At 68.9% G+C, this 13,236-nt stretch carries 14 protein-coding genes; 4 read left to right on the top strand and 10 right to left on the bottom strand.

The features are described 5' to 3' along the window. Positions 1–49: 49 nt before the first annotated feature. Positions 50–415, bottom strand: a complete 366-nt coding sequence (locus tag IAE41_RS10945; protein ID WP_079224116.1) for a hypothetical protein — start codon at positions 413–415, stop codon at positions 50–52. Positions 416–418: 3 nt separating this feature from the next. Further along, positions 419–1,264 carry a shikimate dehydrogenase gene (gene aroE, locus IAE41_RS10940; protein WP_200733137.1) on the bottom strand — a complete coding sequence of 282 codons (846 nt, stop codon included), beginning with the start codon at positions 1,262–1,264 and terminating at the stop codon, positions 419–421. A gap of 48 nt (positions 1,265–1,312) precedes the next feature. Here aroE and IAE41_RS10935 point away from each other — a divergent pair, with 48 nt between their 5' ends. Continuing rightward, positions 1,313–2,176 carry a PD40 domain-containing protein gene (locus IAE41_RS10935; RefSeq protein WP_200733136.1) on the top strand — a complete coding sequence of 288 codons (864 nt, stop codon included), beginning with the start codon at positions 1,313–1,315 and terminating at the stop codon, positions 2,174–2,176. Positions 2,177–2,258: 82 nt separating this feature from the next. Here the strand turns inward: IAE41_RS10935 and IAE41_RS10930 are convergent, their stop codons facing one another. From IAE41_RS10930 to IAE41_RS10915, 4 genes are all read right to left on the bottom strand, one after another. Then, positions 2,259–2,528 carry a hypothetical protein gene (locus tag IAE41_RS10930; protein ID WP_079224121.1) on the bottom strand — a complete coding sequence of 90 codons (270 nt, stop codon included), beginning with the start codon at positions 2,526–2,528 and terminating at the stop codon, positions 2,259–2,261. Positions 2,529–2,561: 33 nt separating this feature from the next. Next, complete coding sequence (gene hemB, locus IAE41_RS10925; protein ID WP_200733135.1) at positions 2,562–3,551, bottom strand: porphobilinogen synthase; 990 nt, start codon at positions 3,549–3,551, stop codon at positions 2,562–2,564. Between the two features lie 19 nt (positions 3,552–3,570). After that, positions 3,571–4,488, bottom strand: coding sequence for a bestrophin family ion channel (locus tag IAE41_RS10920; RefSeq protein ID WP_200733134.1), 918 nt, complete (start codon positions 4,486–4,488; stop codon positions 3,571–3,573). 166 nt (positions 4,489–4,654) lie between these two features. Beyond that, complete coding sequence (locus IAE41_RS10915; protein ID WP_079224127.1) at positions 4,655–4,903, bottom strand: hypothetical protein; 249 nt, start codon at positions 4,901–4,903, stop codon at positions 4,655–4,657. Between the two features lie 183 nt (positions 4,904–5,086). Between IAE41_RS10915 and IAE41_RS10910 the strand changes: the two genes are divergently transcribed. After that, positions 5,087–5,551: a hypothetical protein gene (locus tag IAE41_RS10910; RefSeq protein ID WP_079224129.1), complete on the top strand. Its 465-nt coding sequence runs from the start codon at positions 5,087–5,089 to the stop codon at positions 5,549–5,551. A gap of 65 nt (positions 5,552–5,616) precedes the next feature. Here the strand turns inward: IAE41_RS10910 and IAE41_RS10905 are convergent, their stop codons facing one another. The 4 genes from IAE41_RS10905 to IAE41_RS10890 form a co-directional block, all read right to left on the bottom strand. Next, the gene (locus tag IAE41_RS10905; RefSeq protein ID WP_200733133.1) at positions 5,617–7,413 is read right to left on the bottom strand and encodes a DUF885 domain-containing protein; all 1,797 of its coding nucleotides are present in this window, start codon (positions 7,411–7,413) and stop codon (positions 5,617–5,619) included. Positions 7,414–7,623: 210 nt separating this feature from the next. After that, a complete protein-coding gene (locus IAE41_RS10900; protein WP_200733132.1) occupies positions 7,624–8,139 on the bottom strand; it encodes a cytochrome c oxidase assembly factor Coa1 family protein in 516 nt (171 codons plus the stop codon). A 25-nt stretch (positions 8,140–8,164) separates the two neighbouring features. Further along, positions 8,165–10,390, bottom strand: coding sequence for a S9 family peptidase (locus tag IAE41_RS10895; RefSeq protein ID WP_200733131.1), 2,226 nt, complete (start codon positions 10,388–10,390; stop codon positions 8,165–8,167). Between the two features lie 158 nt (positions 10,391–10,548). Beyond that, complete coding sequence (locus IAE41_RS10890) at positions 10,549–11,238, bottom strand: glutathione binding-like protein (RefSeq protein WP_200733130.1); 690 nt, start codon at positions 11,236–11,238, stop codon at positions 10,549–10,551. 111 nt (positions 11,239–11,349) lie between these two features. Here IAE41_RS10890 and IAE41_RS10885 point away from each other — a divergent pair, with 111 nt between their 5' ends. Together IAE41_RS10885 and IAE41_RS10880 are read left to right on the top strand one after the other, a co-directional pair. After that, on the top strand, positions 11,350–11,976 hold the full coding sequence (locus IAE41_RS10885) for a TIGR00645 family protein (RefSeq protein WP_200733129.1): 627 nt from the start codon (positions 11,350–11,352) through the stop codon (positions 11,974–11,976). A gap of 198 nt (positions 11,977–12,174) precedes the next feature. Next, positions 12,175–13,179, top strand: a complete 1,005-nt coding sequence (locus tag IAE41_RS10880) for an energy transducer TonB (RefSeq protein WP_079224141.1) — start codon at positions 12,175–12,177, stop codon at positions 13,177–13,179. The last annotated feature ends 57 nt before the right edge of the window (positions 13,180–13,236 follow it).

Here is a 13,236-nt window from a genome sequence, read left to right as displayed (position 1 = left end):
GCGGGCGTGGTTCGCGCCCGCCACTACCCCCGCCGGGCTGGGCCCGGCGCTACCGGCCTGCCGCAGGCGGCAGCGGCGGGCGCTGGCGCAGCACGCGCACCAGGGCCCAGACGATCAGCACGATGCCGAAGGCGGTCAGCAGCGACAGCACGAACTGCACGCCGCCCAGCACTGCGCTCATCGCCGAGATGGCGGTGAAATCGCCACTGCTGACCAGCCACAGCGGCACCACGTTGGCGACCACGCCACCCAGGTTGGCCACCAGCAGCAGCACCAGCCCGGCCAGCGCACCGCTGCGGGCCGCATCGCGCGGCGCGCCCACCACCCAGACCAGGCCGACGCACAGGGCGATCAGCACCGGCAGGCGCACGCCGATCATGCTCAGCACGCTCAGCAGCAGCGAGGAACTGTCCATCGATCAGTCCTGGCCGGCAAACGCGCCGGCACCGGCACGCAGCTGCTGGTAGACCTCGTCGGTCTGCGGGCGCACGCCGTGCCACTGCAGGAAGCTCTCGGCGGCCTGCTCGACCAGCATGCCCAGGCCATCGACGGTATTGCGGCAATTGGCCGCGCGCGCCCAGGCCAGGAAGGCGATGGCCGCCTCGCCGTAGTTCAGGTCCACCGCCGTGGTCATCGAATTGACCAGCGACAGCGGCAGCTTGAATTCCACGTCGCGGTCGCGGCCGGCCGAGGTGGCGTTGAGGATCAGCTCGAAATCGCCCAGCTCGCGCAGGTCTTCCCAGTAGCGGCTGAGCGCGCGGCCCGGTTCGCCCATGGCATCGATCAGTTCGTCGGCGCGTTCCGGCGTGCGGTTGACCACCACCAGCTCGGTGATGCCGGCATCGAGCAGCGCCGGGGCGACGCTGCGTGCCGAACCACCGGCGCCGATCAGCAGCACGCGGCGGCCGCGCAGGTCCAGGCCGTGGCGGTCGGTCAGGTCACGCACCAGGCCGATGCCATCGGTGGTGTCGCCGTGCCAGCGGTCGCCCTTGCGCAGCAGGGTGTTGACCGAGCCGGCGCGGCGCGCGCGCGCGGTCAGCGTGGTGCACACCGAGAACGCGGCTTCCTTGTGCGGCGAGGTGACATTGGCGCCGGCACCGCCTTCGGCGGCAAACGCTTCCAGCCCGGCCAGGAAGGCATCCGGGGCCAGGTCGATCGCGCGGTAGTCGATGCTGATGCCTTCCTGGCGACCGAACGTCGCGTGGATCAGCGGCGACTTCGAGTGGGCAACGGGGTGTCCGAAGACGGCGTAACGATCGGTCATGGAATCCTCAAGCTGGCTAGACTGGTGCACTTTCGTGCAAGGACCCGGATGATGCGCATCACCCCGACCCTGCTGGTGCTTGCCGCCAGTCTACTCTCTGCCCCCGTGGCGATGGCGTTGAACGAGTACGGCATCGAGGGCATGGGCGTGGTCTCCACCCGCGCCGACGAGGGCCGGGCGACGATCAGTGCCGACGGCCAGCGCATCGTCTTCGCCCGCCGTGGCGAGGCCGGCTGGGGGCTGTGGCAGGCACGGGTGGTGGACGGCCGCTGGCAGCAGGCCCAGGTCCTGCCGGTAGGTGTGGCCGGCGAGGCGCTGGATCCTTATTTCAGCCGTGATGGCCATTGGCTGCTGTTCGCCGCTGGCCGCGAAGGCGCGCTGGCCCTGTACCGCGTACCGGTGGCGGCCGATGGCAGCGTGGGCCGCGCACAGGCGTTGGCTGGCAAGGATGGCAGCCGTGCCGAGCGCGGCGCGGCCCTCAGCGCCGATGGCCGCCGGCTGCTGTTCGCGCGCGACCAGGGCCGTGGCGCGGGCTGGGATCTGTTCGTGGCGCCGCTGGATGCGCAGGGCGTGCGCGGTGCTGCCGTGGCCCTGGCCGCGCTCAACACGGCCGCCGACGAAACCGACGGCGATTGGCTGGGCAATGACAGCGCGGTGGTGTTCAGCCGTGGCAACGGCGAGGCGTCGCAGGTGATGAGCAGCGCCTGCGCCTGGAGCGGTGCCGCGCTGCAGCCGCTGGGGCTGTCGTTCAACCAGACCGGCGGCTGGACCGGCGCGCCGGTGGTCGACAACGCCAAACCGGGCGAGATGATGGTGGCCAGCAGTGCGGCCAGGGCACCGCGCGCCGGTGGCGTGGATGTGTACCGCCTGGCGGTGCCGAAGGTGGTGGCCGTGGCCGGGTGCGTGCGGTAGATCCACGCCGGGCGTGGATGACGCCCGCGATGGGGTCAGAGCCCTTTCCTGCGGAAAGGGATCCGACCCCGGGCATTGACGATCAGCGCGCCAACACCTGGGCGCGCTGCTTCTCGTACTCCACTTCGCTCAGCTGGCCGTTGTCCTTGCGCCGGTTCAGCGCGGCCAGTTCGGCCTGCACGCTTTCCGGCAGGGCCTGCTCACGGGCGACGTGGGCGGCGGCGGAGAGCTGCTCCGGCGGGCGCCGGCTGGCGCGCCAGGCAGCAATGAACACGCCGATGATGATGGCGCCGAACACCAGCGTGCCGGTGCCCCAGATCAGCCATTGCATCCATCCCATTTCCGGTCCCATCGCGTGTTCCTCCGTCCGTCGTGAGCGCTATTGTCAGCGCTCGCGCAGCCAACGCGCCACCTGCGGCGCGAAATAGGTCAGCACGCCATCGGCACCGGCGCGCTTGAAGCCCAGCAGCGATTCCAGCACGCAGGCGCGCTCGTCCAGCCAGCCATTGGCGAAGGCGGCCTTCATCATCGCGTACTCGCCGCTGACCTGGTAGGCGAAGGTCGGCACGCCGAACGTCTCCTTCACCCGGCGCACCAGGTCCAGGTAGGGCATGCCCGGCTTGACCATCACCATGTCCGCGCCCTCTTCCAGGTCCAGCGCGATCTCGCGCAGGGCCTCGTCGCCGTTGGCCGGGTCCATCTGGTAGGTCTTCTTGTCGGCCTTGCCGAGGCTGCCGGCGCTGCCCACCGCATCACGGAACGGGCCGTAGAACGCCGAGGCGTACTTGGCCGAGTAGGCCATGATGCGCACGTTGAGGTGGTGGTCGGCATCCAGCGCACGGCGGATCGCGCCGATGCGGCCGTCCATCATGTCCGAGGGCGAGATGATGTCGGCGCCGGCTTCGGCATGCGACAGCGACTGCTTCACCAGCGCCTCGACGGTGATGTCGTTGAGCACGTAGCCCTTGTCGTCGATGATCCCGTCCTGGCCATGGGTGGTGTACGGGTCCAGGGCCACGTCGGTCATCACGCCCAGTTCCGGGAAGCGTGTCTTCAGCGCGTGGATCGCACGCTGCGCCAGGCCGTCCTCCGCCCACGCGGCCGATGCATCCAGCGACTTCTGCGAGCTGTCGATCACCGGGAACAGGTCGATCACCGGGATACCCAGCTCCAGCGCCTCTTCGGCCACCTTCAGCAGTTCCTCGATCGACAGGCGCTCCACGCCGGGCATCGACGGCACGGCGGTGCGGCCGGCCAACTCGTGCACGAACACCGGGTAGATCAGGTCGTCGGTGGTCAGCGTGTTTTCGCGCATCAGGCGGCGCGAGAACTCGTCATGGCGCATGCGCCGCGGGCGGTAATGGGGATGAGGCATGGCAGGCTCCGAGGAGTGGCTATTGCAACAGGTAGCCCTGCGGCAGCAGGGGTTCGGGCAGGGGGCGTTCGCCGAGCGCGTCGAGCTGGTCGATCTCGATCGTGCGCACCATGGCGTCCAGCGGCAGGTCGTTCGGCTCCAGGCCGAAGGGCTCTTCCATTTCCTCGCCCAGCTGGTCCAGGCCGAAGAAGGCATACGCCAGTACGGCCGACAGCACCGGCGTGCCCCAGCCCAGCGAACTGGCCAGGCCGAACGGCAGCAGCACGCAGAACATCCATGCGCAGCGGTGCAGCAGCAGGGTGTAGGCGAACGGCAGCGGCGTACTGAGGATGCGCTCGCAGCCGGCCTGGATGGAGGACATCGCGTGCAGGCGGTCTTCGAGCTGGGTGTAGAGGATCGGCTCCAGCTCACCGCTGCGCAGCGCCTGCGCCAGTTCGGCGGCGATCATCGACAGCAGCGCGTCGGGCACGTTCTCGCGCTCGGCCAGCTGCTCGCGCTGCGGCTTGTCCAGCCACGGCAGCGCCACCAGGGCGACGATGCGCCCGCGCAGGCGCGCAGCCAGCGCATGGGCGAAGGCGGTGGTGAGGTAGGCAATGCGGCGCCGGCGGCCGCTGTCAACGGCCAGCAGCAGGTGCACCTGCCGCGCCAGCGAGCGCGATTCGTAGATGAGCTGGCCCCACAGCTTGCGGCCCTCCCACCAGCGGTCGTAGCAGGCGCTGTTGCGGAAGCTGAGGAAGATCGACAGGACCAGGCCAAGCAGGGTGAACGGGGTGACCGAGACCCGCTCGATGCCGAACGGCGGGGCCAGCTCCACCACCGCGGCCACCGCGATGGACAGCACCAGGATGGCCAGCACCTTCGGTGCGATGGCCGGCACGATGGAACCGCGCAGGATGTACAGCAGTTGCCAGCCGTGGGGACGGGAACGAATGATCATGGGGGCAGCCGCGCCAGGCGCGGTTTCACAGGCACGCGGGGGGCTCGCGCAGCCCGGCATTGTACTCCCCTGCCCGGCGCCCGGCCGGGGGCCTGCGACGCCCTGTCGCACCCGCGGCCGCGACCCGGAACATGCTGCTCGGATCAGGCCGCTCAGACCATGCTGCTCAGATCACGCCACCGCCCATGCTCAGGCGGACGATGCCGACCAGCACCACGATGCCGTTCAGGACCAGGCCGGTCTTGGCGCGGCCGCGCTTGCTGGGGTGGGTGAAGAGGATGCCGAGCGCAGCGACCACCGCGCCCACGGCGGCAAACGGGATCAGGAACCAGTTGCCCCAGCCCAGCAGCGGGATCAGGGCCAGGATCATCCACAACAGCGCCACGATGCCCCACAACAGACTGATCACACCCATGCCCAGCTCCCCTCAGGTTGGTTTACCCGCCAACCTTAGCCCTTCCCGCGGCTGCCGCCTACCGCCGTTGGCGACACGCTCACCCCTGCCGTGCCAGCATGCGGTCATGGCCCGGGCGCGGGTGTTGGCGCCGATTCAGAGTCCCCGGCCGATGATCCGAACTGTCCTACAGGGGTATACGCCATGAACATCCGTTGGGTCGCGTTGACCGCCATGCTGCTGGCCGCTGCCGGTTGCGCCAGCACCTCCAAGGTCATGCTGGGCCGCGCGCGTGCGCCGATCGACCCGGCGCAGGTGCAGATCTATTCCACCCCGCCGGCCGGTTCGCTGGAGATTGCCCAGCTGGAATCGTCCTCGGCGGTGGGCTTTGGCACCCAGGGCCAGACTGACGCCGCCGTCGCCCGGCTCAAGCGAGAAGCGGCCGCACTGGGCGCCAACGGGGTGATCCTGATGGGCGTGGGCAGCAGCGGCTCGCCGGTCGGCATGTCGGTGGGTGCCGGCAGCTATGGCTCGCACGTGGGGGGTGGCCTGGGCATCGGCATTCCGACCACGCAGAAGCGCGCGGCCGGCGTGGCGATCTGGGTGCCGAACCCGGAGGCGCCGGCGCGGTTGCCGACGCAGACCATTACCCCGCAGCCGCAGCGCTGACGCATCGGTAGCGCCGGGCCATGCCCGGCGGCTTTCCCGCTGCGCTCGCCGGGCACGGCCCGGCGCTACCGGTACTTCGGCACGAACTGCTGCTGCACCGCTTCTGCCAGCTGGTCCGGCGGCAGCAGGCCCTGGTCGAGCAGGAAGTTGTTGAACGCCAGGCGGTCGAACTTCGCGCCCAGCGCCAGTTCGGTCTGCATGCGCAGTTCGAGGATGCGGGTGTAGCCATAGAAGTAGCTGCCCGCCTGGCCCGGCATGCGCACCATGTAGCGGTCCAGTTCCTGGGTGGCCATCGCCTTGGACAGGCCGACCTGCTCGATCAGCACGCGCTCGCCGTTGGCACGGTCGGTCAGGCCCAGGTTGAGCATCGGGTCGAGCATCGCGCGGGCGGCGCGCAGCAGGCGGAACTGCAGCGCGATCATCTGCCCGTCCAACGGCTCGTACGGCACCATTTCCGCTTCGGCATACAGCGCCCAGCCTTCCACGTTCACCGAATTGAACGCGAACATCGTGCGCGCCAGCGACACGCCGCGCTCGACCATCGCGGTGAACTGCAGCTCGTGGCCGGGGCGGCCCTCGTGCGCGCTCAGCGTCCACGCTGCCGAGCCGAAATTGAAATCGTCGTACTGCGCGCCCGGGCCGGCGGCCGGGTTGCCCAGCGGCAGCACGAAGGTGCCCTGCTGCCCGGTGTTGTTGACCAGCGGCGCCGGCAGGAAGTGCGGGGCCGGGCTGGCCGCACTCTCCGCCGCCGAACCCAGGCGCATCTGCATGGCGCGCTTGGGCACATCGACGATGCGGTGTTCGCGGATCAGCGGATCGATCGCATCGATCACCTTGCGGTAATGGCCTTCCAGGTGGTCATCGGCAATCTTGTCGGCCTTCAGCGCGCGGATGACCGCCACCGGGTCGCTCGGGTCGGCCACCTTCAGGCCCTTCTCCTTCGCCACCAGCGGCGCCAGCTGCTGCATCGCCGAGCGGGTTTCCATGAATTCCAGCTGGGCGCGCTGCATCAGCAGCTTCGGGTCGATGTCGATGCCGACCTGCTTGAGCTGGAACGCATACAGCGGTGCCGGCAGGCGTGCATCGGTACGCGCCTTCGGCAGCACTTCCTTGCGGGTCCAGGCGGCGTAATCCTTCAGCTGCGTGGCCAGGGCCTTCATCGCCTCATCGGCGCCGGCCACCTGGTACTTCTTCAGCAGCGACTCGATGCCGGTGATGTAGGTCTCGACGTTGTCGAGCGACTGCTGCACTTCGATCTGGGTCGGCTGCAGCAGCGCGCTGTCGCCCAGGCGCTCTTCGTAGCGCTGGCGGGCCAGCGTGGTGAACGCGGTGCCGCCCGGCTGCAGGCCCGCGTAGGCCTTCAGGCGGTCGATCGCCTTGGCGCGGCGCTCGGCGGGCACCTGGTCGGACAGCAGCAGGTTGAGGCCGCTGAACACCGTCTGCGGTGCATCGCTCCACGGCAGCAGGTACTTCTCGTTGAGCTCGCTGCCTTCGATGCTCTGGTCGGCAGCGTGGATCATGATCGCCAGGTCCTGGCGGACATTGGGATCCTTCTCGGTGGCCAGCTTCGCCTTCAGCTCGTCGCGGGCCTTGGCCGTCGCGGCGCGGAAGCGCTTGCCGTTGTCGGGGCCGAGGTCGGCCACCTTGTCGTCGTAGCCGGGCACGCCGAAGAAACCCGTCTGTTCCGGCTGGAACGGCCCCTGCGCATCGAGCAGGATCTGCGCCAGTGCATTGCTGCGGGCCACCCAGGCCGCACTGGCGGGGGTGGCCGCCTTGGCAGCCGGTGCGGCCAGGGCCGGCGGGGCGGACAGCAGCGGGGCGGCGGTCAGGGCCAGGGCAACGGCCAGCGCGATCGGCTTCATGGAACACTCCGGGAAAGGGGTGATCGCAACTTACGCGCTCAGGGCGATGGCGACAATCGGCTGGAGGTCACGGGGTCGGCAGGCGTGCGCGAACCTTTTCCGGGTAGAGTCGACTGTCAGTCGACTATCGCGCGCAGCGCGGGGTTTTCTGGCAGCCTGCGAAAAGCAGTCGACTGACAGTCGACTCTACCCCGGCGCGTCGCGCGGGGATCACAGCGCCAGCATCAGTGGGCACCCACCGCGCTCACGGCATTCCTGCAGCGCGCACTCGCCGGCGGCTTCGGCATCGTCCAGCGCAGTCAGGTCGAAGGTCGCCTGGTCCTCGCCCAGCACGTACATCACCGGGTAATCCCACACATCATTGCGGCGGGTGCCTTCCACGATCAACCGGGCGCGCCCCTGTGGCCCTTCCAGGCCGACAACCAGGCCCAGATCACGCTCTCCATTGACGGTTGTCTGCGTGATGCTCAGCGGCATCGCATCGGCAAGCAGTGGCTCGCCAAGCACCTGTGCCACTTCAATGCTGCAACCCGCGCGGCGCAACGCTTCCTGCATCGGTGGGCTTTCGCGTACGGCCTCGCTCCAGCGCAGCACGCTCCAGATGATGATGCCGCCGCCCATGCCCAGCAACAGCAGGACCGACAGCGGTATCGCCCAGCGCCAGTGGCGACGCCACCAGCCGGCGCTGGCCGGCCGATAGCCCGGGATCGGGGTTGGCTTTTGCATCGGCGGGCTCCTTCCCGTGCGTCCGTCAGGGCTTCAGGCAACGGTCCAGGAAGGTCTCGGCAACGCGGTAGCGGTGCAGTGCATCAGCGCCGGACAGGCCGTGCTTCGCACCCGGATAGGTCATCAGTTCGAACGGCTGGCCGCGCTTCTGCAGCGCGCTCATCAGGCTGGTCGAGTTGGTGAACAGCACGTTGTCATCGGCCATGCCATGGATCAGCAGCAGCGGCGAGCGCAGGCCCTCGATGTGGGTCAGCACGCGGGCTTCGCGGTAACCGGCCTCGTTGCGCTTGGGCAGGTCCATGTATCGCTCGGTGTAGTGGCTGTCGTACAGGCCCCAGTCGGTGACCGGTGCACCGGCCACGCCGCAGGCATAGCTGTCCGACGCCTTGGCCAGCAGCATCAGGGTCATGTAGCCGCCGTTGGACCAGCCCTGCACGCCGATGCGCGCCGGGTCCACCCACGGCTGCTGCTTCAGCCAGGCCACGCCGCGCAGCTGGTCGGCCACTTCCACCGTGCCCTGCCTGCCGTACAGCGCGCCGCCGAAATCGCGGCCACGACGCGGCGTGCCGCGGTTGTCCAGCGAGAACACCACGTAACCCTGCTGGGCCAGGTACTGGTTGAACAGGTGGTCGCCACGGCCGGGCCAGCTGTCGGTGACGGTCTGGCTGGCCGGACCGCCATACACGTACACCGCCACCGGGTAGCGCTTGGACGGGTCGAAGCCGGCCGGCCTGATGATGCTGTAGTTCAGCGGGGTCTTGCCGTCGGCCGCGGTCAGCGTGCCGAACTCGATCGGGCGCTGCGCATCGCGGTAGCGCGCGTACGGGTGCTTGGGATCGGCCAGATCGTTCTCGAGCAGGGTGGCGATCTTTTCGCCATTGGCACGGAACAGCTCGATCTGCGGCGGCGTGGTGCTGTTGGACCAGGTATCCACATACACGCTGGCGTTGCGCGCGAAGCTGGCGGTGTGCATGCCCGGCGCCTTGGACAGGCGCTGCGGCTGGCCACCCTGCAGCGACACGGCGTAGATCTGGCTTTCGCGCGCCGAGTCGATGCCGGCGCGGAAGTAGGCCTTGCCGGCCTTCTCGTCGACGGCCAGCAGCTCGTCCACCGACCAGTCACCGTGGGTGAGCGCGGTGGCCTTGCCCTTGGCATCGATGCGGTAGAGGTGCTGGAAACCGGTGCGCTCGGACGACCACAGCACGCTGCCATCGTCGAGGAAGCGCAGGCTGTTGTGCAGCGGCACCCAGGTCGGGCTGGTCTCGTGGGCCAGCGTGCGCGTGCCGTTTCCGGCCAGGTCGACTTCGACCAGGTCCAGCAGCTTCTGGTCACGCGACTGGCGCTGGTAGGTGACGCGCTGGGCATCACGCCAGTCGACGCGGGCCAGGTAGATGTCCTGTTCCTTGCCCAGGTCGATCCAGCGCGGCGTGGCGGCGGCGGCCGGCGCGATCACGCCCAGCTGCACGCGCACGTTGGCATCGCCGGCGGCCGGGTAGCGCTGTTCGACCACATCGGTGCGGTCGGCATAGACCTCGTAGCGCTTCTGCACCGGCACCGGTGCTTCATCGATGCGGGCAAAGGCAATCGCCGAATCATCCGGCGCCCACCAGTAGCCGGTGTGGCGGTCCATTTCCTCATCGGCGACGAACTCGGCCACGCCGTTGCCGATGGTCGCGCTGCCATCGGTGGTCAGCTGCAGCTGCTTGCCGCTGGCCAGGTCGATCACCCACAGGTTGCGGCCGCGGATGAAGCTGACGAAGCCGCCCTTGGGCGACAGCTTGGCGTCGGTGGCGAAGCCTTCGCCGTGGGTCAGCTGGCGCACGGCGGCTGCGCCCTGCTGCTTCAGGTCGTACAGGTACAGTTCGCCGCCCAGCGGGAACAGCAGGCGCTGCGCGTCCGGCGACCACTGGTAATCGACGATGCCGGTCATCGCGGCGATGCGCTGGCGCTCGCGGCGGGCCTTTTCCTCGTCGCTGAGGGTCTCGGTGCCGGGCAGCACCACCTTCGAGTCGACCAGCAGGCGGGTCTGGCCGCTGCCGATGTCATAGCTCCACAGGTCCAGCTGGTTGCGGTCGCTGTCCTTGCCGCGCAGGAAGGTCACGCGCGAGCCGTCCGGGGCCACCTTGGGCTTCATCAGGGTCGGGCCGGACAGCGGCAGCGGGCCGGTGATGGCTTCCAGGGTGAGTTTTTCAGCGTGGGCGGCAGTGGTAGTGGCGAGCATGAGGGCGAGCGAGGCGAACAGATGGCGCATGGAAGGTCCCGGCAAACGGCAGGTCCGCCACGCGCCACGCGCACAGCGGTCATGCCCCCATCCTAACCAAGCCCGCCGACGAAGGCAGCATGACCTTCTGCCCATGGCGCCATGCCGAACAGGAGTGCCGACCAACGGTCGGCACCTACCGTCTGGGGTCAGCGCTGGCCGAACAGGTGCTTGCGCTCTTCCTCGCTCAGCGGCTTGCCGGCGTTGGGGTTCACCTGCTGGCGCAGGGCATAGGCACGCTGGGTGGCCGGGCGTGCGGCGATGGCGTCATGCCAGCGCTTCAGGTTCGGGAAGGCGGCGAAATCGACCGGGATCTTGTCGTAAGCGCCAATCCACGGGTAGCTGGCCATGTCGGCGATGGTGTATTCATCACCCGCCAGGAAGGCGTGATCGGCCAGGCGCTTGTCCATCACCCCGTGCAGGCGGCGCACTTCGTTGTCATAGCGCTCGACGGCATAGGGGATCTTTTCCGGCGCGTAGACGTTGAAATGGCCCATCTGGCCGCTCATCGGGCCCAGCCCGGCCATCTGCCAGAACAGCCATTCCAGGGTGGTGACGCGGCCACGCGGGTCGCTGGGCAGGAACTGGCCACTCTTCTCGGCCAGGTACAGCAGGATGGCGCCGGATTCGAACACGCTCTGCGGGGCGCCGCCATCGGCCGGGGCATGGTCGACGATGGCCGGCATCTTGTTGTTGGGTGAAATGGCCAGGAATTCCGGCTTGAACTGGTCACCCGAGCCGATGTTGACCGGATGGATGCGGTACTCCAGGCCGGCTTCCTCCAGCAGCAGGGTGACTTTGTGGCCGTTGGGGGTGGGCCAGTAATACAGGTCGATCATGGCGTCGGCTCGGGGTTCGGAAGGAACCTGAAGTCTAGTGCGAACGTTGGCTTGGCACCGTCATGGTGGGCCGGTAACCTCGCCACTCCCTCGCAACGCAGCATCCCCCGCATGAGCGCAAACCGTCTGCCGCCCTCCCCGCTGTCCAACCTGATCTTCGCCTCGCGCTGGCTGCAGCTGCCGCTGTACCTGGGCCTGATCGTGGCGCAGTGCGTCTATGTATTCCTGTTCGGCAAGGAACTGTGGCACCTGATCACGCACTCGGTGTCGATGGGCGAGCAGCAGATCATGCTGATCGTGCTGGGCCTGATCGACGTGGTGATGATCTCCAACCTGCTGGTGATGGTCATCGTGGGCGGCTACGAGACCTTCGTGTCGCGCCTGCGCCTGGAAAACCACCCGGACCAGCCGGAATGGCTGAGCCACGTCAACGCCAGCGTGCTGAAAGTGAAGCTGGCGATGGCGATCATCGGCATCTCCTCGATCCATCTGCTGAAGACGTTCATCGGCAGCGGCGCCCTGGGCGGCATTCCGCTGTGCCCGCCGGAGCGCATGGCCACCGCTGTAGCCAACATCGGCGAACAGACCTGCGCCACCCTCACCGCCGAAGGCGTGCTGTGGCAGACCATCATCCATTGCGTGTTCATCCTGTCGGCCATCGGCATCGCCTGGACCGACAAGCTGATGTCGGCCGGCCACGACAAGGCCGGGGGCCACGCCAAGCCCGCCGGGCATTGACCTGACAAGGCGATGGCGACACCTGATGTCGCCATCGCCCCTGACCCACCCTTGTACGCAAGGGTGGGCGGGATGCTAGATTGCACGCTCGCCGTTGCCGGCGGCGGCGTCGGGAAACGCCAGCCGCCACGCCCGGACACCGGTCCCGGCCATGCAGATCCACGGCTTACGTAACGTCGTCTTCTAAAGGGGAGCAGGATGTCGCACGTCGCAATGAACGCTGCCGCGCGCCGGTGGATACCGGTTGCCCTGGCACTGGCACTGGCCGCCTGTTCGGGCAAGGAAGAAACGCCGGCACCGGCCGCCGACGGCGCTGCCGCGCCCGCCGCCACGCCTGCCGCACCCGCCGTGGCGGCCAAGGTGCAGTCGATGGGCACCGAGCAGCTGCGCGATTCGGCCAGCCGCGCCTTGGCCGAGAACCGCATGTACGCGCCGGCCGGCGACAACGCCATCGAGTACTACCTGGCGCTGCGCGACAAGACGCCGGACGACGCCTCGGTGAAGAGCGCGCTGACCGACCTGCTGCCCTACACCCTGATTGCCGCCGAGCAGCACCTGGGCCGCGAGGACTTCACCGAAGCCCAGCGCCTGGTGGCGCTGATCGAGAAGGTGGACCCGTCCGCGCCGGCCCTGCCGCGCCTGAAGGAAGGCCTGACCAAGGGCGTCCAGGTGGCTGCCAAGCGCACCGAGGACGAGACCGCCAAGGTCAAGAAGGATGCCGAGGACCGCGCCAAGCAGCTGGTTGAACAGCAGCGCCTGGCCGACCAGCGCAACAAGGAAGCCGAAGCGGCCAAGCAGATTGCCGCCCAGCAGGATGCAGCCCGCCGCGACAGCGAGCGCCAGGACGCCGAACGCCAGGCCGCCGCCCGCCGCGAGGCCGAACAGAAGCAGCAGCAGGCCGCTGCCCAGCAGGCCAGCGCCGCGCGTGCCGCCGCAGCCACCGCCGCGCCGACCCTGCGCCCGGTCAGCACCCCGGCCCCGCGTTACCCGGCCGAGGCCCTGCGCTCGAGCACCTCGGGCGAAGTGCTGGTGGAAATCACCGTCGGCACCGATGGCTCGGTGACCAACGCCCGCGTGCTGCGTGCGACGCCGTCGCGCGTCTTCGACCGCGAAGCGCTCAATGCGGTCAAGCGCTGGCGCTTCGAGCCGGTGGGCGCCCCGGTGACCACCCGCCGCACGCTGGTGTTCGCACCGGGCGGCTGATGCCCCCAGGGTAGCGCCGGGCCACGCCCGGGGAGAGGTCATCATCAAGGCCCGGAG

Source organism: Stenotrophomonas sp. S39, from assembly GCF_016624665.1.
GTDB lineage: Bacteria > Pseudomonadota > Gammaproteobacteria > Xanthomonadales > Xanthomonadaceae > Stenotrophomonas.
This window is presented reverse-complemented; position numbering and strand designations above follow the sequence as displayed.

What these genes read in the sequence shown, in the direction of transcription:
- IAE41_RS10900 (WP_200733132.1), bottom strand. Translation starts at nt 8,139, where the DNA reads ATGCAAAAGCCAACCCCGATCCCGGGCTATCGGCCGGCCAGCGCCGGC.
- IAE41_RS10920 (WP_200733134.1), bottom strand. Translation starts at nt 4,488, where the DNA reads ATGATCATTCGTTCCCGTCCCCACGGCTGGCAACTGCTGTACATCCTG.
- IAE41_RS10890 (WP_200733130.1), bottom strand. Translation starts at nt 11,238, where the DNA reads ATGATCGACCTGTATTACTGGCCCACCCCCAACGGCCACAAAGTCACC.
- IAE41_RS10880 (WP_079224141.1), top strand. Translation starts at nt 12,175, where the DNA reads ATGTCGCACGTCGCAATGAACGCTGCCGCGCGCCGGTGGATACCGGTT.
- IAE41_RS10935 (WP_200733136.1), top strand. Translation starts at nt 1,313, where the DNA reads ATGATGCGCATCACCCCGACCCTGCTGGTGCTTGCCGCCAGTCTACTC.
- hemB (WP_200733135.1), bottom strand. Translation starts at nt 3,551, where the DNA reads ATGCCTCATCCCCATTACCGCCCGCGGCGCATGCGCCATGACGAGTTC.
- IAE41_RS10930 (WP_079224121.1), bottom strand. Translation starts at nt 2,528, where the DNA reads ATGGGACCGGAAATGGGATGGATGCAATGGCTGATCTGGGGCACCGGC.
- aroE (WP_200733137.1), bottom strand. Translation starts at nt 1,264, where the DNA reads ATGACCGATCGTTACGCCGTCTTCGGACACCCCGTTGCCCACTCGAAG.
- IAE41_RS10895 (WP_200733131.1), bottom strand. Translation starts at nt 10,390, where the DNA reads ATGCGCCATCTGTTCGCCTCGCTCGCCCTCATGCTCGCCACTACCACT.
- IAE41_RS10885 (WP_200733129.1), top strand. Translation starts at nt 11,350, where the DNA reads ATGAGCGCAAACCGTCTGCCGCCCTCCCCGCTGTCCAACCTGATCTTC.
- IAE41_RS10910 (WP_079224129.1), top strand. Translation starts at nt 5,087, where the DNA reads ATGAACATCCGTTGGGTCGCGTTGACCGCCATGCTGCTGGCCGCTGCC.
- IAE41_RS10905 (WP_200733133.1), bottom strand. Translation starts at nt 7,413, where the DNA reads ATGAAGCCGATCGCGCTGGCCGTTGCCCTGGCCCTGACCGCCGCCCCG.
- IAE41_RS10945 (WP_079224116.1), bottom strand. Translation starts at nt 415, where the DNA reads ATGGACAGTTCCTCGCTGCTGCTGAGCGTGCTGAGCATGATCGGCGTG.
- IAE41_RS10915 (WP_079224127.1), bottom strand. Translation starts at nt 4,903, where the DNA reads ATGGGTGTGATCAGTCTGTTGTGGGGCATCGTGGCGCTGTTGTGGATG.